General features: G+C 66.0%; 19 protein-coding genes, 1 tRNA gene and 1 other RNA gene. 12 read left to right on the top strand and 9 right to left on the bottom strand.

Annotated features, from left to right (window positions below):
- Nucleotides 1-14 precede the first annotated feature (14 nt).
- The 3 genes from J3E61_RS07300 to J3E61_RS07290 form a co-directional block, all read right to left on the bottom strand.
- Complete coding sequence (locus tag J3E61_RS07300; protein WP_210083112.1) at nt 15-407, bottom strand: hypothetical protein; 393 nt, start codon at nt 405-407, stop codon at nt 15-17.
- A gap of 31 nt (nt 408-438) precedes the next feature.
- The gene (locus J3E61_RS07295; RefSeq protein WP_210083111.1) at nt 439-1,185 is read right to left on the bottom strand and encodes a hypothetical protein; all 747 of its coding nucleotides are present in this window, start codon (nt 1,183-1,185) and stop codon (nt 439-441) included.
- Between the two features lie 74 nt (nt 1,186-1,259).
- Nucleotides 1,260-1,345 (bottom strand) — tRNA-Ser (locus J3E61_RS07290).
- Nucleotides 1,346-1,413: 68 nt separating this feature from the next.
- Here J3E61_RS07290 and ffs point away from each other — a divergent pair.
- The 4 genes from ffs (at nt 1,414) to J3E61_RS07270 (ending at nt 5,681) form a co-directional block, all read left to right on the top strand.
- Nucleotides 1,414-1,508: signal recognition particle sRNA small type (gene ffs / locus J3E61_RS07285), an RNA gene on the top strand.
- A gap of 28 nt (nt 1,509-1,536) precedes the next feature.
- The gene (locus J3E61_RS07280) at nt 1,537-2,820 is read left to right on the top strand and encodes an aminotransferase class I/II-fold pyridoxal phosphate-dependent enzyme (protein WP_210083110.1); all 1,284 of its coding nucleotides are present in this window, start codon (nt 1,537-1,539) and stop codon (nt 2,818-2,820) included.
- Nucleotides 2,821-2,859: 39 nt separating this feature from the next.
- Nucleotides 2,860-4,731 carry a DNA polymerase III subunits gamma/tau gene (locus tag J3E61_RS07275; protein ID WP_210083109.1) on the top strand — a complete coding sequence of 624 codons (1,872 nt, stop codon included), beginning with the start codon at nt 2,860-2,862 and terminating at the stop codon, nt 4,729-4,731.
- A gap of 95 nt (nt 4,732-4,826) precedes the next feature.
- Nucleotides 4,827-5,681 (top strand): DUF559 domain-containing protein, encoded by an 855-nt coding sequence (locus tag J3E61_RS07270; RefSeq protein WP_210083108.1) that lies wholly within the window; start codon nt 4,827-4,829, stop codon nt 5,679-5,681.
- A gap of 41 nt (nt 5,682-5,722) precedes the next feature.
- Here J3E61_RS07270 and J3E61_RS07265 read toward each other — a convergent pair whose 3' ends face one another.
- Nucleotides 5,723-7,033, bottom strand: coding sequence for a class I SAM-dependent methyltransferase (locus J3E61_RS07265; protein ID WP_192724569.1), 1,311 nt, complete (start codon nt 7,031-7,033; stop codon nt 5,723-5,725).
- Nucleotides 7,030-8,409: an FAD-binding oxidoreductase gene (locus J3E61_RS07260; RefSeq protein WP_210083107.1), complete on the bottom strand. Its 1,380-nt coding sequence runs from the start codon at nt 8,407-8,409 to the stop codon at nt 7,030-7,032. The genes J3E61_RS07265 and J3E61_RS07260 overlap by 4 nt, the downstream gene beginning before the upstream one ends.
- A gap of 64 nt (nt 8,410-8,473) precedes the next feature.
- On the opposite strand from J3E61_RS07260, the gene J3E61_RS07255 reads away from it, so the two are divergent.
- A complete protein-coding gene (locus J3E61_RS07255) occupies nt 8,474-8,914 on the top strand; it encodes an SRPBCC family protein (RefSeq protein ID WP_192724567.1) in 441 nt (146 codons plus the stop codon).
- Here the strand turns inward: J3E61_RS07255 and J3E61_RS07250 are convergent.
- Nucleotides 8,911-9,666, bottom strand: coding sequence for an Rv3717 family N-acetylmuramoyl-L-alanine amidase (locus tag J3E61_RS07250; RefSeq protein ID WP_192724566.1), 756 nt, complete (start codon nt 9,664-9,666; stop codon nt 8,911-8,913). The genes J3E61_RS07255 and J3E61_RS07250 overlap by 4 nt on opposite strands.
- A gap of 111 nt (nt 9,667-9,777) precedes the next feature.
- Here J3E61_RS07250 and J3E61_RS07245 point away from each other — a divergent pair, with 111 nt between their 5' ends.
- The 3 genes from J3E61_RS07245 to J3E61_RS07235 all read left to right on the top strand — a co-directional run bounded on the left by J3E61_RS07245 (nt 9,778) and on the right by J3E61_RS07235 (nt 11,661).
- Nucleotides 9,778-10,110, top strand: a complete 333-nt coding sequence (locus J3E61_RS07245) for a YbaB/EbfC family nucleoid-associated protein (protein ID WP_192724565.1) — start codon at nt 9,778-9,780, stop codon at nt 10,108-10,110.
- A complete protein-coding gene (gene recR, locus J3E61_RS07240; protein WP_192724564.1) occupies nt 10,111-10,710 on the top strand; it encodes a recombination protein RecR in 600 nt (199 codons plus the stop codon).
- Between the two features lie 102 nt (nt 10,711-10,812).
- Complete coding sequence (locus J3E61_RS07235) at nt 10,813-11,661, top strand: hypothetical protein (RefSeq protein WP_210083106.1); 849 nt, start codon at nt 10,813-10,815, stop codon at nt 11,659-11,661.
- 69 nt (nt 11,662-11,730) lie between these two features.
- Here the strand turns inward: J3E61_RS07235 and J3E61_RS07230 are convergent, their stop codons facing one another.
- The gene (locus J3E61_RS07230) at nt 11,731-12,447 is read right to left on the bottom strand and encodes a type 1 glutamine amidotransferase (RefSeq protein ID WP_210083105.1); all 717 of its coding nucleotides are present in this window, start codon (nt 12,445-12,447) and stop codon (nt 11,731-11,733) included.
- Entirely contained in the window at nt 12,440-13,669 is a 1,230-nt protein-coding gene (locus tag J3E61_RS07225; protein WP_210083104.1) for a Mur ligase family protein, read from the bottom strand. The genes J3E61_RS07230 and J3E61_RS07225 overlap by 8 nt, the downstream gene beginning before the upstream one ends.
- Nucleotides 13,670-13,768: 99 nt before the next feature.
- On the opposite strand from J3E61_RS07225, the gene J3E61_RS07220 reads away from it, so the two are divergent.
- Nucleotides 13,769-14,758 (top strand): DEDDh family exonuclease, encoded by a 990-nt coding sequence (locus tag J3E61_RS07220; RefSeq protein ID WP_210083103.1) that lies wholly within the window; start codon nt 13,769-13,771, stop codon nt 14,756-14,758.
- On the opposite strand, the gene J3E61_RS07215 is transcribed toward J3E61_RS07220, so the two are convergent.
- Nucleotides 14,755-16,017: a cytochrome P450 gene (locus J3E61_RS07215; RefSeq protein ID WP_210083102.1), complete on the bottom strand. Its 1,263-nt coding sequence runs from the start codon at nt 16,015-16,017 to the stop codon at nt 14,755-14,757. The two genes, J3E61_RS07220 and J3E61_RS07215, sit on opposite strands and share 4 nt — an antisense overlap.
- A 49-nt stretch (nt 16,018-16,066) precedes the next feature.
- Here J3E61_RS07215 and J3E61_RS07210 point away from each other — a divergent pair, with 49 nt between their 5' ends.
- From J3E61_RS07210 to J3E61_RS07200, 3 genes are read left to right on the top strand one after another with little or no spacing between them, the layout of a single operon-like run.
- Nucleotides 16,067-17,281 (top strand): aminopeptidase P family protein, encoded by a 1,215-nt coding sequence (locus J3E61_RS07210; RefSeq protein ID WP_210085466.1) that lies wholly within the window; start codon nt 16,067-16,069, stop codon nt 17,279-17,281.
- Nucleotides 17,278-18,363 (top strand): aminopeptidase P family protein, encoded by a 1,086-nt coding sequence (locus J3E61_RS07205; protein ID WP_210083101.1) that lies wholly within the window; start codon nt 17,278-17,280, stop codon nt 18,361-18,363. The genes J3E61_RS07210 and J3E61_RS07205 overlap by 4 nt, the downstream gene beginning before the upstream one ends.
- On the top strand, nt 18,363-18,812 hold the full coding sequence (locus J3E61_RS07200) for a VOC family protein (protein ID WP_210083100.1): 450 nt from the start codon (nt 18,363-18,365) through the stop codon (nt 18,810-18,812). Before J3E61_RS07205 ends, J3E61_RS07200 begins: the two co-directional genes overlap by 1 nt.
- The last annotated feature ends 29 nt before the right edge of the window (nt 18,813-18,841 follow it).

Genomic DNA, 18,841 nt, shown 5'->3' with positions numbered 1-18,841 from the left:
CGAAGGCGCCGTCGTCAGCGGTTCTGCACCACGATCGTGGCCCGATAATCCTCGAACCTGATCGGGTCGTCGGGCGTCTGCGGATAGGGCTCAAGCGATTGCAACTCGATGCGGTATGCGCCAACAGTCGCCACGTTGACCGTCTGACCCGGCGCCGGGTTGGTGTTGAACTCCACCGTCGTCGGGGCGGTGGAATCGGGTTGCACCGCAATCGCGATCCTGGCCTGTCCGGTCCAGAAGCACTGCACCCTGGTCGGGCAGCGGGAGTCTTCGAGTACGTCGGCGAACCGAAGGCGCAATTTCTCGCTCGGTATCAGGGCTTCCTGACCGCTTGCCAACGCGAACGGCGTATCGAGGGTGAACTCGGGGATATCGGCCCGGGCGGGCCCGCCGGCCCGGCAGCTCATCAATGCCAAGCCGATGAGAACTGCGCAGACGCTAGTCCTCGACGGCGACACGGCCCCGCAGCCGCCTGCGTCTGCGGTTGCGCAGACCGCCGTTGGTTGACTCGGCAGCCGGTTCGTCCTCCACGGGTGGCTCCGGATCCTCTGTCGTCGACTCCGTCTCCGCGGTGTCCGTGCTTTCGGCGGTGACCTCGGCTGGTTCCGCGTCGGCTTCGTCCGTAGCGTCCTCAGGGGTCTCCTCGGCGGCGTCCTCAGCGGCGTCTTCAGTGGCGTCTTCGGTGGCCTCGTCCTCGGCGGCCTTGCGGCCACGGCGGCCCTGCTTGGCCTTCTTCGGCTTGAGCGGTTTGGGCGGAGGCGGCGGCAGTTCGGCAACGAACGCCAGATAGAACGCGGAGATGCCGAGCAGCGCGATGGCTGCGGCGGCGCCGTAGATGCCGAACAGCCACTGCCCGGCGTTGTCGAGGCTGATCCAGATCTCGCTGATCGCGGTGCCCAGGATCAGCACCCCCGCGAGCACGTGCAACACGATCGACGACGTGTAAAGGCGCAGGGCCATCTGCGGCGTCCCGAACTCCGGCCGACGGGTGCGCAGCAGCGTGAACACCACCGGCAGCGCAGCCAGCCCGATGAGCGCGCCGGTGACGATGCGCAACGCGGTACCGAGAGTGGGTGACGTGTCGCCCGAAAGTTCCCACCACCGCGGTAGGACGAAGAAGAAGTAGAGGACACCGGCGGCGATAGAAAACGACGCGTGCCAAACCACCGCCACGGTGCGGCTCATAGCCCTCCTATTGGTTATTTGGCCGGGGTGCGACCGGGCCGTTGGACCAGCCGGTCGCACTCCCGAGCCGAGTGCGGAGGATAGGGGATTTGAACCCCTGAGGGCTATTAACCCAACCCGCGTTCCAGGCGAGCGCCATAGGCCACTAGGCGAATCCTCCGCGGGCTATGGTAGCCGACCGCGCTGATGTGCTCGTCGAGTCGCAGGGTCCGCGGGTATTACACTCGCTACGGACCCCGCGCGGCGTCTATCCTGTGAACTCCCCCAGGGCCGGAAGGCAGCAAGGGTCAATGGGCTCTGGCGGGTGCGCGGGGTCCCCTTCTGTTTCACGGCTAATCGGAAAGGCGCGCCGTGTCGTTTTTGTCTCTTGGCCGTGACGAACTGCAGGCACAGCACGAGCTGCAGTCCCGCAACTACGCCGACCTGCAGGCCAAGAAGCTGAGCCTCGATCTGACCCGCGGCAAGCCGTCGCCTGCGCAGCTGGATCTGTCCAATGCCCTGCTAGAGCTGCCCGGTGCCGGAAAGGATGCCTTCCGCGACGGTGACGGCACCGACACCCGCAACTACGGCGGCTTGCACGGTCTGCCCGAACTGCGCGCGATCTTCAGCGAGCTGTTGGGCATTCCGGTGCCCAACCTCATTGCAGGCAACAACGCCAGCCTCGAGCTGATGCACGACGTGGTGACGTACTCGATGCTGCACGGCGGCGTGGACTCCACCCAGCCGTGGATCAAAGAGCCGACCGTCAAATTTCTCTGCCCGTCGCCCGGATACGACCGGCACTTCGCGATCACCGAGACCCTCGGAATCGAGATGATCACCGTGCCGATGCGCGAGGAAGGCCCCGACGTCGACCTGATCGAGGAACTCGTCGCCGCCGACCCGGCCATCAAGGGCATGTGGTGCGTGCCGGTCTACTCGAACCCGACCGGTGTCACGTTCTCCTGGGAAACCGTCCGTCGGCTGGTGCAAATGCAAACGGCGGCAAAAGATTTCCGGCTGATGTGGGACAACGCCTATCCCGTGCACACGCTGACCCACGACTTCGTTCAGCAGGTCGACGTGCTCGGGCTGGCCGAGGCCGCGGGCAACCCGAACCGGCCGCTGGTGTTCTCGTCGACGTCCAAGATCACGTTCGCGGGCGCCGGCGTCAGCTTCTTCGCAGGCTCGCTCGGCAACATCGCCTGGTATCTGCAATACGCGGGCAAGAAGTCCATCGGGCCGGACAAGGTCAACCAGCTGCGGCACCTGCGGTTCTTCGGGGACGCCGACGGCGTGCGCCTGCAGATGCAGCGCCACCAAGAGCTGCTTGCGCCCAAGTTCGCGTTGGTTCAGGAGATTCTCGACGACCGCCTCGCCGAATCGAAGGTCGCGTCGTGGACCGATCCCAAGGGCGGCTACTTCGTCAGCCTCGACGTGCTGCCTGGTACTGCCAAGCGCACCGTCGCGCTGGCAAAGGACGCGGGCATCGCGGTCACGGAAGCCGGCTCTGCGTTTCCGTATCGAAAAGACCCGGAAGACAAGAACATTCGAATCGCGCCGTCCTTTCCCGGCCTGCCCGAGCTGCGCGACGCGATCGACGGCCTTGCCACGTGCGCGCTGCTGTCGGCGACCGAGTCGCTTCTGAAGAGCTGACGTGTCCATCCGTCGGACCGCGCCGGTAGCCTGCTGAGCGTGGCGCTCTACCGGAAGTATCGACCGGCAACCTTCGCTGATGTAGTCGGCCAGGAGCACGTCACCGAACCGCTCTCGACCGCCCTGTCCGCGGGACGCATCAACCATGCGTACCTGTTCTCGGGGCCGCGGGGCTGCGGCAAGACGTCCTCGGCGCGGATCCTGGCGCGCTCGCTGAACTGCGAGCAAGGGCCGACTCCGACGCCGTGTGGCGTATGTGACTCCTGCGTCGCCCTGGCGCCGAACGGGCCGGGCAGTGTCGACGTCGTCGAACTCGACGCGGCCAGCCACGGCGGCGTCGACGACACCCGCGAGCTTCGTGACCGGGCGTTCTACGCGCCCGCCCAGTCGCGCTATCGCATCTTCATCGTCGACGAGGCGCACATGGTCACCACCGCCGGCTTCAACGCGCTGCTGAAGATCGTCGAGGAGCCGCCGGACCACTTGATCTTCGTGTTCGCGACGACGGAGCCGGAAAAAGTGCTGCCGACCATCCGCTCGCGCACGCATCACTATCCGTTCCGGTTGCTGGCACCGCGGACGATGCGGTCACTGCTCGAACGCATCTGCTCGGCCGAGGACGTTTCGGTAGATGATGCGGTGTACCCGTTGGTCATTCGGGCCGGTGGTGGGTCGCCGCGCGACACGTTGAGTGTGCTGGACCAGCTGCTGGCAGGCGCCGAGGGCAACCGGGTGGACTATCAGCGCGCGCTGGCGTTGCTCGGCGCGACGGACGTCGCGCTGATCGATGTCGCCGTCGACGCGCTGGCGGCAGGGGACGCCGCGGCGCTGTTCGGGGCCATCGAGGCCGTGATCGATGCCGGTCACGACCCGCGCCGGTTCGCGACCGATCTGCTGGAGCGCTTCCGCGATTTGATCGTGCTGCAATCCGTGCCCGACGCGATCGCCCGCGGCGTGGTTGACGGGCCCGAGGACATTCTGGAGCGGATGCGCGAGCAGGCCACGCGCGTCGGCACTGCGACCCTGACCCGGTACGCCGAAGTGGTGCACGCCGGGCTCGGTGAGATGCGGGGTGCCACTGCGCCGCGCCTGCTGCTCGAGGTGGTGTGCGCACGGCTGCTGTTGCCGTCGGCCAGCGACACCGAAGCGGCGCTGCTGCAACGTGTCGAACGCATCGAGACGCGGCTGGACCTGTCCATCCCGGCGGGGGAGGCCGCGTCTGCTTCGGCGTCACTGGCACCGCCGAAGCAGTACGCCCGCAAGAGCAAGACAGAGCCGACTCCGGCCGCCGAGCCGAAGCCGGAGCCCAAGCCGGAGCCCACGCCGGCACCGAAGGTCGAGACCGAGCCGCCCCCGCCGGTGTCCGAACCGGTGTCCGCGCCAGAGCCGCCGCCGTCACCGCCCCCGGTGCGACCGCCGTCCGACCCCGTGGTGGAGGCGCCCCCGACACCGCCGGTCGGAGGTGAACTCAACGCGGCCGCGGTGCGCAGCATGTGGACCACGGTGCGTGAGAAGGTTCGGCAGCGCAGCCGCACCATCGACGTGATGCTTGCGGGCGCCATCGTCCGCGCGGTCGAGGGCGACACGCTGGTGCTCAGCCACGAGTCAGCACCGTTGGCGAAACGGCTTGTGGAACAACGTAATTCCGACGTGATCCGGGAGGCCCTCAAGGACGCCCTCGGCGTGGACTGGAAGATCCGCTGCGAAGTCGGAACCGCCGCGGCCGCACCTGCGGCGCCGGAGCCAGCTGATCCTGTGGTGGTGTCGGCGCCGCAGCAAGATGACGACGAAGAGGACATGCTGGCCGAGGCCAGCAATGACACCTCCGAGGTGACGCGCCGCGACCCGGAAGAGGCCGCGCTGGAGCTACTGCAGACCGAACTCGGCGCCCGTCGCATAGACGGCGGTTGAGTGACTTGTGTGCGTTGAGGAGCGCTGAGCGCAACAAAACGCACACAGGATGGTGACGATGGAACCGTTGACGTATCGCGGGCCGTCAATCATGAGTGCTCGAAGAGTATTTGCGATGCCAAGACGGGGTCGTGACCCTCGCGCAAGCGCAACGGGCGGGTCTGAGCCGACACGCAGTCAACCGTCGTGTCCGAACGGGGCAGTGGAAACGGTGCACGCCAGGCGTCTTCTTCGTCGACGACCGTCCGTTCACCGACGCTGCACGCCTCCGGGCCGCGGTTTGGGGTTACGGACCGCTAGCGGTGGCCAGTGGAATGGCGGCCGCGTGGTGGCATGGCCTTACCCGATTCGCTCCCGACGTCGTTGAAGTAACGGTGCCGAGGCGCAGCCATCATCCGCGTCGAGACGGTGTACGCAAGCGTCGGCGCGACTTAGCGCCAAAGGACGTCGTCGAGCGGAATCAGTTGAGGGTCACCGGGCTAGCGCTGACGGTAGTTGAGGCTGCCGTCCGACAGCGCGACGGAGCCAGGCTGATGGATTCTGCGTTGCAACGCCATGTCGATCTGCACGAATTGTGGCGGGCACATCTGCGAAATGCGCGCCGCCACGGATCGCCGGCGGCGCGACAACTGTTGCAAATGGCGTCCGGCGGAGCCCGCTCGGAGGCCGAGCGACTACTCGTCCGGCTTCTGCGCGCACACAAGATCACCGGGTGGCAGAGCAACTATCCGATCGGCGGCTACAAGGTCGACGTCGCGTTTCCCAAGCGGAAGGTCGTCATCGAGGTCGACGGTTGGGCGTTCCACAGCGATCACGAAGACTTCGTGAAGGACCGCAGGCGTCAAAACACCATCGTTCAACTCGGCTGGAAGGTACTACGTTTCACGTGGTTAGATCTGACCGAGTACCCGGAACGCGTGATCGCCGAAGTACTCGCCTGTGTGCGTTGAGGAGCGCTGAGCGCAACAAAACGCACACAAAGCACTGAGGGCTAGGGCGTCCACCACGGCCGCAGCGGCAGCCCGCCGTCGTGGCCATGCGAGTCGAGCTTGACCGCCAGCACCTGGTGCAGCTGAACGACATTCGTCTCGAAGCCGACGCGCGAGCCCGCCATGTACAGGCCCCACACCTTGGCCGTGGGCAGTCCGACTTCTTCGACGGCCTCGTCCCAGTGTTCGACGAGATTGCGGCACCAGTCGCGCAGCGTCAACGCGTAGTGGTGGCGCAGGTTCTCCTCGTGGATCACTTCGAGACCGACGTCCTGGGCCTCGGTGATGATGCGGCCCGAACCGGTCAGCTCACCGTCGGGGAACACATAGCGGTCGATGAAACCGCCCGCGTTCGCCCCAGTTCGGTTGTCGTGGCGCGTGATGCAGTGGTTGAGCAGCAGACCGCCGGTGCGCAGCTTCGACTTGAGGAACCGGAAGTATGCCGGATAGTTGTGCACGCCAATGTGTTCCGTCAAGCCGATGGACGAAACCGCGTCGAATCCGGACTCACGCACGTCGCGGTAATCGCTGTGGCGGACCTCGGCCAGATCCGAAAGTCCCTGTTCCTCGATCGCGTTCTGCGCCCACGCGGCCTGTTCTTTCGACAGCGTCACGCCGATGGCCTTGACGCCGTGGCTGGCCGCGTAACGCACCATGCCACCCCAGCCGCAGCCCACGTCGAGCAGTCGGTCGCCTGGCTTCAGCCGCAGCTTGTCGAACACCAGTCGGTATTTGTTCTCCTGCGCCTCTTCCAACGTGGCGTCCGGAGTCGGGTAACACGCGCAGGTGTACGTCATCGAAGGGCCAAGAACCCACTCGTAGAACGTGTTTGACACGTCGTAGTGATGGTGAATTGCCTCGGCGTCACGGATTCGGCTGTGCCGCAGCCCTTCTGCGATCCGACGCCAGCGCGGCAGCGCTTCCTGCGGCGGCGGCGCGATGGGCTTGAGATGTTCGAAGCCGATCGAGCGAATGATATTCGGCAACAGCCGCGCCGGTGGCAGCTTGAAGTCCATCTTGTCGGCGAGCGCCTTGAGTAGCTCATAGGGATCGCCGGGATGCACCCCGAGCGGTTCCAGGTCGCCGGACACGTAGGCGCGCGCCAGGCCGAGATCGCCGGGGGCAGTGGCCAGATACGTGGTGCCGCGCGGCGTCTTCAGGTCGAGGCCGACGGGCGCGTCGTCGGGCCCGGCCGTGCTGCCGTCGTAAGCGCTGAACCTCAGGGGCAGCTGCCCTGACGCGAAGATTTCCAGGATCTCGGCCAGCGTCAGCTTCCTCGCCGGGGCGTGTGATTGCTCTTTATAGGTCGTCATCGTCTTTGCACCGCCTTCGCGTACAGGTCTAGCAGCCGTGAGTCAGGGTCGTAGGTTTTCTTGACGGTCTTGTAAGCCTCCCCGCCATACAGCTCGTCAAACTCTTCAAGGGAGTAAAAAGCGTCGGAATACAGCGATTTGTGCCCTTCCAGACTGCTGACCTTGTGTTCGATCAGCCTGTTGGTGTGCCCTTCGGTCGGTCCGATCGGCACCGATGACCAGAAGCCGACATTGACGTAGGTGTGGTGCGGGCGGATCGGATACAGCGGCCAGCGCTCGTCGCCGCGCAGTCGCAGCGGGCACAGCCACACCGGTTCGATCGGGACGTTGTCCAGGAACCAGGCGAGGAATTCTGCGGTGCGCTCGATGGGCACCTCGATGTCCTGCACCACGCGTTCGCGGGGCGGCCTTCCGTTGCGTTTCTCGATCCGGTCGGCGATGTTGAAGCGCTGGTCGTAGGCGATCAGCTTCCAGTAGACGCTGCTGCGCCGGTATCGCCGCGGCCAGAGTCGGCGGATCCGCGGATCCTGCGCACCGAATGCGCGCGAGCACCAGAACCAGTCGGTGTCCCACCGCCACAGGTAGTCGTGGATGGTGAGCCGGTCGTGCTTCTCACCGTCAGCGTGCTGGATGGAGCGGTAGTAGATCTGCTGGCCGGTGTAGTCGCTGACAGGACCGGGCGTGCCGGTCTGGAAGCCCAGCGTCAGGTAACTCTCGTCCGCGCTGAACACCACACCGTCGAGGTAATCGACAGGGGTGCCGTCGTGTCCGCCGGTCTCGATGATGCGATCCATGGCCGCGACCAGGTCGTCCAGCGAGTGGAATCTCAAGTGCCGCAACGCCACGAACGGTTTGACGGATTCCAGCTCGATCTTCAACCGGACCGAATAGCCAAGCGTGCCATAAGAATTCGGAAAGGCATGGAACAGGTCGGAGCAGTGGTCACGACTTGCCGTCACGACCTCGCCCGTGCCGGTCAGGATGTCCATCTCCAGCACCGACTCATGCGGCAGCCCGTTGCGGAACGATGTCGACTCGATGCCGAGCCCGGTGACCGCGCCGCCCAGCGTGATGGTCTTGAGCTGCGGCACCACGAACGGCGCGAGCCCGTAGGGCAGGGTGGCTGAGACGAGGTCCTCGTAGGTGCACATGCCCGCGACGTCGGCAGTCTTGCGCTCGGGATCGACGGAGATGACGCCCGTCAACCCCGAGGTGTCCAGCCCTTTGGCCGTCGATTTGGCCCGCGCGCGGAACAGGTTTGACGTGCGCTTGGCGAGTCGCACCGTGGCGTTCGGCGGAATCGCGCGGTAACTGGCAAGAAGGCGCTGCACGCCCGCAGCGTGCGCAGCCTGTGCGTCGCTCCCCTCAACTGACACAGATATACGCTAGTCCGCGGTCGCAGCCGATGCGACCGCACCTAGCGGACAGGAGAGCCATCTCATGGGACAGGTCAGCGCGTCCAGCACCGTCTTGATTGACGCCCCGCCGGAGCGCGTACTGGCGGCCGTTGCCGACTATGCGACCGTCCGCCCGAAGATCCTGTCGTCGCATTACCGCGATTACCAGGTGCTCGAGGGCGGTCAGGGCGCGGGCACCGTCGCGACCTGGAAGCTGCAGGCGACGAAATCGCGGGTGCGTGACGTGAAGGCCAACGTCGACGTGGCAGGCCACACCGTCATCGAGAAGGACGCCAACTCGTCGATGATCACCAACTGGACCGTCGCACCGGCCGGCCCGGGGTCGTCGGTCACGGTCAAGACTTCGTGGCAGGGCGCAGGCGGCATCGGCGGCTTCTTCGAGAAGACCTTCGCGCCGCTGGGGCTGCGCAAGATCCAGGGCGAGGTGCTGGCGAACTTGAAGTCTGAGGTCGAGAAGGGCTAATTGGTCCGCGGCGGCTGGGTGGCCAGGAAGCCCGCAATGCCGCGCACGACGGCCTCGGCGTACTTTTGCCGTCCCTCCGGTGTTTTCATCAGCCCCGAGTCGACAGGGTTCTTCATGTTCCCGCATTCGACGAGGATCGACGGGTACTGCGCCAGGTTGAGGCCCGCGATGTCGGAGCGGGGGTCGAGGCCGTTGGAGCCGGTGTAGGTCGACGGCACGAATCCTGCGGCCTGCATCTGGTCACGCATTGTCTGCGCGAACTGGACCGACGGGCCGGCCTGCACCTGGTTCAGCGGAGGCGACGAGTAGAGCACGTGAAAGCCGCGACCGGTGGGCGGGCCGCCGTCGCCGTGGATGCTGACGACCGCGTTCGGCGCCAGCGCATTGGCCATCGCGGCGCGTTCGTCGACGCACGGGCCCAGGCCGGTATCGTCGCCGCGGGACATCGCGGTGCGCACGCCGAGCGCGGTGAGGGCCTGGCGGATGCGCAGGGTGGTGTCCCAGGTGAACGTGTGTTCGGGGTAGCCGTCGTCGGTCGAGGTACCGCTCTCCTGGCAGTTCTTGGTGCCACCGCGGCCGGTGGGCACCTGCTTGCCGATGGAGGCGTCGTTGGAGCCGTTGTGGCCGGGGTCGAGAAACACGATCATCCCCGCGATGTTGGCGGGGGCGGCCGACGCTGGGCTGGCGAGCGTCGACGCGACGACGAGGAGACCGGCGGCGATTGCGGCGCCGACACGCAGGGTGGCTGGCACGGGCGCCACGGTAGCCCGTCTGGCGACTAGGCTGAAAGCCCGAACCGCCGCTTACCGATGAGCGCAACCAAGTCGAGACCCATCTGCAACTAACACGCAAGGGGAACAGTCATGCAACCCGGAGGCACGCCCGACATGTCGGCACTCCTCGCGCAGGCCCAGCAGGTGCAGCAGCAGTTGATGGAGGCGCAGGAAGCGCTGGCCAACTCCGAGGTGCACGGGCAGGCGGGCGGCGGCCTGGTGCAGGTCACCATGAAGGGCAGCGGTGAAGTGGTCGCGGTGTCGATCGATCCGAAGGTCGTGGATCCCTCCGACGTCGAGACGCTGCAGGACCTTGTCGTCGGCGCCATTGCCGACGCCGCCAAGCAGGTCACCATCCTGGCGCACGACCGGCTCGGGCCGCTCGCGGGCGGGATGGGTGGCCTGGGTCTGCCAGGACTTTAAGTGTTCGAAGGCCCCGTCCAGGATCTGATCGACGAGCTAGGCAAGCTGCCCGGCATCGGGCCGAAGAGCGCGCAGCGGATCGCATTCCATTTGTTGTCGGTGGAGCCGCCCGACATCGACCGGCTGACCGCCGTGTTGAACAAGGTCCGCGACGGTGTGAAGTTTTGCGCGGTGTGCGGAAATGTCTCCGACGAGGACCGCTGCCGAATCTGTTCGGATGCACGCCGTGATCCCGCTGTGGTGTGTGTGGTCGAGGAGCCGAAGGACGTGCAGGCCGTCGAACGCACCCGCGAATTTCGTGGCACCTACCACGTGTTGGGTGGGGCGCTCGATCCGCTGTCTGGCATTGGGCCAGAACAACTGCGGATTCGCGAGCTGTTGAACCGGCTGGCCGAGACCGAGATCTCCGAGGTGATCATCGCGACGGATCCCAACACCGAGGGTGAGGCGACGGCCACGTACTTGGTGCGGATGCTGCGCGATATCCCCGGTTTGACGGTGACGCGCATTGCGTCGGGTCTGCCGATGGGCGGCGACCTGGAGTTCGCCGACGAGCTGACGCTGGGCCGGGCGCTGGCCGGCCGCCGTGCAATGGCCTAGCTCCCTTTTCGCGAGATCGCACTTATCACGTTGCTCACTCGAACTCTCCCGCGGTAACTGCAGTTTCGCGGACATGTCGGCCCTCGCTGCGACCATCCCCACATGCGGAGAGTGTTTCTAGGTAGCGAGGCGGTGGAAGAGGGGGCGCTGACCGCCCACGAGTTGCGTCGCTGGCATCAGCGCCTTATCCGCGATGTATATCTCGACAAGTCGAATGACGTGACGCTCCGCGATCGGATCGAGGGCGCCTGGCTGCGATCTGGCCGGGAAGGCGTCATCGCGGGAGTTGCAGCCTCGGCACTGCACAATGCCCAATGGGTTGGCGATGACATCCCGATCGAGCTGATTTGGAACTACGGCCGCTCGCCCAACGGATTGCTCGTTCGCAATGAGGCGTTGGCCGAGGATGAGATCACAAGGGTGGCTGGGATTCCCGTGACAACGCGAGTGCGTACCGCGTTCGATCTCGGCCGCTACCTGCCACGTGACGAAGCCATCGCCCGACTCGACTCCCTCATGCACTCCCAGGTGTTCTCGATTGAGGACGTGTTGCTGCTCGCCAAGCGATACCGAGGCGCACGGGGGCTGAAGGCACTTCGAACAGCCCTTCCGCTTGTCGACGGTGGTTCCGCGTCGCCACGGGAGACACGGCTTCGGTTGTTGTACATCGACGCGGGATTGCCAACGCCGACAACCCAGATCCCCATCGTCGAAGGCCGCGGGCGACTTGTCCGGTGGGCGGACATGGGCTGGGAAGAATTCATGGTCGTTTCCGAGTACGACGGGGATCAACACCGCACCAATCGCGGGCAGTACACCAAGGACATCCGAAGCCTACGAAGGGCCAGAGAACTCGGTTGGATCGTCGACCAGGTGATCAAAGAGGACCGGCCCGCGGAGATCGTCGCCCGCGCGCGGAAGGCATTGGTCTCGCGCGGTTGGCGACCCTAATTCGCGAGATCGCACTTACTGCGTGGGCCACTCGAACTTTCGCGCAATAACTGCAGTTTCGCCGTCCGCCTAGACGCGGCGGGGGGCCGCCAGGCGTTCGCGGCGCAATTGCGCGACCTCGTCGATCTCGAGCGGCGCCAACTCGCCGACGACCTTCGACAACAGATGGTCGGCCAACTCCGGGTTGCGGGCCAGACAAGGCCCATGCAGATACGTCGCGATCACACTGCCCTGCACCGCGCCGTCGATGCCGTCGCCCGCGCGGTTGCCCGCCCCGCTGATCACCTTCGCCAGCGGTTGCGCCGCAGGGCCGAGAACTGTTCCGCCGCGGTGGTTTTCGAAACCGGTAAGCCGCTGCGACAGCCCAGCCATCAAGGGCTGCGACACCACCTCGCCGATGGTCCGAGTCTCCTGCGGCGACGTCGTCACGTCCAGCAGTCCCACGCCCTCGACGCGCTCACCCGACGACGTCTCGTACCAATGCCCGAGCACCTGGATCGCCGCGCAGATCGCCAACACCGGCGCCCCGCGCGCGGCCGCCTGCTGCAGACCGGGATAACGGATCAAGTGCTTGGTCGCCAGGCGCTGCGCGTAATCCTCTGCGCCGCCGAGCGTGTACATGTCGAGTTCTGACGGTACCGGGTCCGACAGCGTGATCTCGACGATCTCGGCATCAAAACCCCTGAGCCGCAACCGTTGCCGCAGCACCACCGAGTTGCCGCCGTCGCCGTAGGTGCCCATCACATCGGGCAGCACCAGCCCGATCCGCACAGCAGATTCAGCCATGTCGAGCCACCGCCCGCTGAAGCTGAAGGAACGCGGTGTAGTTGGCTACCACCTCGACGTGTCCCGGCGGGCACGACGCGATCGCCTCAATCGCGTTGTGCACCAACGTGTGCTCGACGCCCGCATACCCGAGTCGCACAGCAAGATCGGTGCCGCGCTCACCGGCGGCAACCACCGGCTTGTTCACGAAATGCTCGAAGTTGACGTCCCAGAGCCACGACAGGTCTTCGCCGTCGGGCACCTGACCGTTGACGGAGATCACCACCGAGCCCGCGTCGGTGTCGACCATCGACAGCGCTTCCTGCCAACCGGCTGGGTTCTTGGCCAACAACATTCGCACCGAGTGCGCGCCGAGTTGCACCGTGCTGTACCGGCCTGCGACCTCATCCACACCCGAGACCGCCGCCACTGCCGCGGCCGGATCCGCGCCGAGCGTCACCGCAGCCGCCACCGCCTGCGTGGCATTCCCGCGGTTCACCGCACCCGGCAGCGCCAGCGTCATCGGCAGCGAAAGCCCTTCCGGCCCATAGATGTTCGCATCGTCGTACCACCATTGCGGGGTCGGTCGTTTGAAGTCGGTGCCCGTCGAATACCAGTGGCTGCCGTCACGCACGATGGTCTCGCCTGACCGCGGACAGCTCACGGAGTCGTTGGCCCAGCCGCCACCCGCGGCCACCCACACCACGCGCGGGCTGTCGTAGGCCGCCGACGTCATCAGCACGTCATCGCAGTTGGCCACGACGACGGTGCCGGGGTGACGCGCCAACCCGCCACGGAGCGTTCGCTCGATGTGGTTGATCTCGCCGACGCGGTCCAGCTGATCGCGCGACAGATTCAACAGCACGATCACCGCGGGCTGCACAGCGTCAGCGACATGCGGCACATGCATCTCGTCGACCTCGAGCGCGGCCAACGACGCGGAACGGGCTCCCGCCAAGGCCGCCACCAGTCCCGCATCCATGTTCGCGCCCTCGGCATTGGTGGCGACGGGCCCCAGCGTTCCCAAGGCCGCCGCTGTCATCCGCGTCGTCGTGGACTTGCCGTTGGTGCCGGTGATCACCACCGTGCGACGGCCCTCGCCCAGCTGGCGGAGCATCGATTTGTCGAGCGCAAGCGCCACCAGCCCGCCGATCATCGCGCCCGCGCCGCGCCCGGTGACCCGCGACGCCCAGCGCGCGCTTGCCCCGGCCGCAAGCGCGACACGTCCACGAGTGGTGACCATCCTCGGCAGTCTAAAAGGGTAGAGGCAGGGAGCCGACACGCTGTGACGGCGATCAAGTCCTTGAGGGGAATTGTCGGGACCCCGTGCCATGCTCGAAATGTGAGTCAAACCTGGGGCCGGCCGGCAAACGAGACCGGTCCGGGCTGGGCCGTCGTGGACGTAGAGACGTCCGGCTTCCGCCCCGGGCAGGCCCGCATCGTCAGTGTCGCGGCGCTCGCCGTCGGCGACGACGGCAACGTCGAGCAAAGCCTCTACACCCTGCTGAACCCGGGCGTCGACCCCGGCCCCACCCACGTGCACGGGCTGACCGCCGAGATGCTGCAGGACCAGCCGTGCTTCGGCGACGTCGTCGGCGACCTGATCGCGTTGCTCAAGGACCGCACGCTCGTCGCGCACAACGTCGGCTTCGACTACTCATTCCTGGCCGCAGAGGCCGAGTTGGTCGGCGCGGAGCTGCCCATCGACACCGTGATGTGCACAGTCGAGCTGGCCCGCCGCCTCGAGCTGGGCACCGAGAACCTGCAATTGTCGACGCTCGCGTCGCATTGGGGCATCACGCAGATCAAGCCGCACGACGCGCTCGACGACGCGATGGTGCTCGCGCAGATCCTCAAGCCGGTGCTGGTCCGCGCCAGGGAGCGCAAGGTATGGCTGCCCGTCCGCTCGGTGTCGCGGCGGCAATGGCCCAACGGCCAGGTCACCCACGACGAGTTGCGCCCGCTGAAGATGTTGGCCTCGCGGCTGCCGTGCCCGTACCTGAATCCCGGCCGATTCGTCGCGGGCAGGCCGCTGGTCCAGGGCATGCGGGTCGCGTTGTCGGCCGAAGTCACCCGCACCCACGAAGAGCTGATCGAGCGGATCGTGCACGCCGGGCTGGCCTACACCGACAACGTCGACCCCGAAACCTCGCTCGTCATCTGCAACGAGGCCGAACCCGAACACGGCAAGGGCTATCAGGCCATCGAGGTGGGTGTGCCGCTGGTGAACGATGCCGACTTCATGCGACTCCTCGACGGCGTCATCGGCGGCACCGACATCGAGCAGTTCACCGACACCACACTGGCCGGCGACCAGTTCGCGCTCTTCTAACTCGGCGGGGCGGTACCCAGCGAAGCACCGGGTGTGAACGTGACCGGCAGCCTGCCGAGCCCCGTCATGCTCGGGTTGCCGGAGTAGCGATGCACGCGTGTCAGATCGACCTCGTAGTCGGGGATGCGGTCGAGCACGGCCTTCACCATCACCGCGAACATCACCCGCGCCAGCGGCGCGCCGATGCAGCGGTGGGGCCCGAGGCCGAACGCGAGGTGACGATTGGGCGCGCGATCGAGCACGACCTCATCGGCGCGGTCGAACGCCCGCTCGTCGTGGTTGGCGGCCAACCAGCTGATGAGCACTTGGTCGTTGCGCCGAAGTTGTTGTCCGCCAAGGACGGTGTCGCGACTGACGGTGCGGCTGAGCGTCTTGTTGACCGAGCAGTAGCGGAGGTATTCGTCGGCTGCGGTGCGATAGAGGTCTGGCTGTTCGATGAGTTGGCGCCGCAGTTCGGGATGGGTGCCGAGATGCAGCAGGCTCAGCGCGGTCAGTGAGGTCGTGGTGTCGACGCCGCCGCCGATCAAGTTCCAGAGGATGTCGATGAGCTGGTTGTCGTCAAGGTGCTTGCCGTCGAATTCGAACTGAACGAGGAAGCTGGTCAGATCGTCGGCAGGATCGGCACGCCGGGTCGCTGCGAACCTCAGCAGCCCGTCGATCATCGCAGGTACTTCGGCGATCACCTTGTTGTACTGCGCGGCGTCGCCCGCATCCATCACCCCGTGGAAGAGGTCGGCATACAGCCGCCAGTTGTCGTAGGGCAGGCCCATCAGTCGCATGGTGAGAATGGCAGGGACCGGGCTCGCGTAGTCGAGCACGAGGTCCATTCGGCCGTCGGCGATTTTCTGGTCGAGGAACCAGTGCACAGACTGCTCCATGAACGGCCGCATCTTCTCGACCGCGCCCGATGAGAAGAACGGCGTGAGTGCCTTGCGCAGCGCCAGATGGTACGGTCCGTCGACCTCGCCGATGCCCAGCGGCGGCTGCCCTTCAGGACGCGGAACACCCATCTCGCCTTGATAATTCACGCCGTCGGCGGCGTCCGGCTCGTACTTGTGGGCGAAGGTGTCGGTGTCGCGCGCGATCTGTTCCACCGCGTCGTAGGAGGACACGTACCAGAACCCGCCGTACTTCTCGTTCCACGCGACGGGGCACCGGCTGCGTAGGTCGGCGTTGAGCTCGTTCTCGTTGCGGGTGAACTCCGCGGAATGGTGATCAAATCCCACGATCGCGTCGGCACTGACGTCGGGACGGCCCATTCGGCTATCTTTACATTTTTAGGGAATTAAGTCCGCAGGAGGTGGACTCATCGGCGGAGCGACCATCGGCGGGCGAGCGATTCCGGACCAGCCTGATCTGCCGCGGATGCGAAGGGAACGTTTCGAGCGGTTGCAGCGACAGCTCGAGACGCAGGGCATCGACGGCCTTGTCCTGCTCGGATCGAGTTCGGTCGGCTATGCCACCGGAGCCGCGGCCCCCGCCCAAGACGGTGACCGGGCGGCGCTGTTCCGCCAGGTGGCGGTGGTGGTGACCGGGGATTCGGCGCCGCACCTTTACACACCGTTCTCCGACGGCGTGCCAGCCGAACTTCCCGACGACCATCTGCACGGGCCGTTGTTCCCCGATCTCGACGACGGTATCGATGTCTTCGCCAAGGAGCTCGCCGAACACTTCAGTTCCGGAGCACGCCTCGGTGTCGACGATCAGACGCATGCGATGTTGCGCGCGTTGCCTCGGTACGAGTGGGTCGACGCCTCCGACGTGGTCGGCGCCGCGAAGCTGACCAAGACGCCCGACGAAATCGCGTGTATCCGCAACGCGCAGCGGCTCAATGAGCTCGCGATGGCCGACGCGTTGGCGGCGCTGCGTCCCGGGGTTCGCCAGATCGACCTGAGCGCGATATTCCTGCGCCGAGTGTTCGAACTCGGAGCGTCGGCGAACGGCATCGATCCGATCTGGCAGGTGATGGCGCCGACCCGCGAGCTGGGGCCCTGGACGTTGCACGGCGACCTGGCCTACCCGACCGTCACCACCGACCGCTTTCTCCGCGAGGGTGACGTCATCTGGGTCGACTCCGGCATCACCTGGGAGGGCTACGCATCCGATTACGGCCGAACGTGGATCACCGGCGCTGCCCCGAATGCCAAGCAGCAAGCACACTTTCGTCGCTGGCGTACCGTCGTCGACGCCGCCCTTGACGTTCTGAAGCCCGGCGTGTCCGCGCTCGAACTCGGCAAGGTTGCCATCGATGCCAACGACGGTATGCGGCCCTGGATCGAGCATTTCTATCTGGCTCACGGCGTCGGCACGGACAGCGCCGAAATGCCGCTGATCGGAACTGACCTAGGCGAAGGCTTCGACGAACGCCTCATCATGCAACCGGGAATGGTGCTCGTCCTCGAGCCGGTCATCTGGGAAGACGGCTATGCCGGCTATCGGTCGGAAGACATTGTGGCCGTGACGGATACCGGTTGGGTGAAGCTCAGCGGGTCAACCTATGAGCCTTATGGAGTCGAGGCATGAGCCCGGCTCCCCGTGACCGCGGGGTGTTCATCGGCATGATGGGCCTCGAGGACGGCGCACGCGTCGACTTTGCGCGTCTGCGTGCCGAGCGACGGTCAAAAGTATTCTCCGGCATGGCAGCTCACGATCTCGATGCGCTGATGCTCGGCGGCGTTGGCAATGTGAAGTACGTGTCGGGCGCGCGTCAGCTGGGACGTTCGGGTGTGCTGCCGTTCGCACCTGTCGTGGTGGTGGTACGGGAAACCGAACGCGTGCATCTGCTTTCGACGTGGGACGAGGGAGTGCCGCCCGAGATCGGCCGCGACGACCTGTACCGCATGAGCTGGAACCCGGCCAATCTCGCTGCCGATCTCGCCAAGGTTCCCGGCTTGCGCGACGCGCGGCGCGTCGGCAGCGACGGTCTGACACCGATGTTCGCTTCGTTGATTCCGGAGATGGTGACGAAGGCGGACCTCGTCGATGCCGGACCGATGCTGACCGCTGCGCGGCGGACCAAGACGCCCGACGAGATCCTCTGCGTTGAGGTCGCGTCGGCGATCGCCGAAGCCGCGCTGAGCGCGATGAAAGGCGCACTGGCGCCTGGCATCACCCCGCGCGAACTGCTCGCCGTCTACCACGAGCGGATCGCGAGCCTCGGCGCACCGATGCCGCCGTCCGAAGACGTCTGCACCGTGGCGCCGTCGTCGGTGATGCTCGCGCCCGGCGCGCTCTACGCGGGCTACGAGGCCGGCCTGGCGCGCACCAGGACAGCCGACAGCGATTTGGTGTCGCGATGTGAAGGTGCAATGGACGCGCTAGTCGCCGCATGCCGTCCGGGGAACACCGGGGCGGATCTGTACCGGGCATGGGAGGCGACCGGGAACGAGCCCCCGAGCGGTCCGTTGGCGCACGGGCTGGGGCTGGGTGCCGAACCGCCGCTGATCGGTCTTGGGCGCGGCCGCGACGCTGCCATCGTGGAGGGAATGGTGTTGAGTGTGCAGTCGTGGGTCGCCGAACCAGGTATCGGCGGCTGCCTGCAGCGGGATACGGTGCTCGTCGAGAGTGACGGGCCAAGACTGCTCACCCGATACGGAAGGTTGTAATGGCAAGCCACCGAACGGCTTTCAACCACATCGGGTTGTGTGTGGCCGATCGCGAGCGATCGCGGCGCTTCTACGAAGGCCTGCTCGGCTTCCAGTTCTGGTGGGAACTGGAACTGCCAGACGCAGGCACCGAAAAGCTGCTCCAACTCGAACGGCCGATCGGCGTGCACGCGACCTACCTGGTGCGCGACGGGCTGGTGCTCGAACTGCTCGACTACTCGAAGCGAGAGGTCAAGCCGCAGCAGCGTGCGATGGACCACGCGGGGCTGACACACACGTCGCTGTCGGTGTCGGATCTGGCTGCCGTGCTGGCGATGGTGGAGGAGTTCGGCGGAGCGGTGATTCACGAGACCGTCACCGAGCAGTTCGCGATGATCCGTGATCCCGACGGGCAGTTGATCGAACTGCTGCCCGATTCGTGGCTCGCCAACCTGCCGCCCCGGCCCTAACTATTGCAGTCACTACACACGTAGTGATA

The sequence above is a fragment of the Mycobacterium sp. OAE908 genome, assembly GCF_017872775.1.
GTDB lineage: Bacteria > Actinomycetota > Actinomycetes > Mycobacteriales > Mycobacteriaceae > Mycobacterium.
This window is presented reverse-complemented; position numbering and strand designations above follow the sequence as displayed.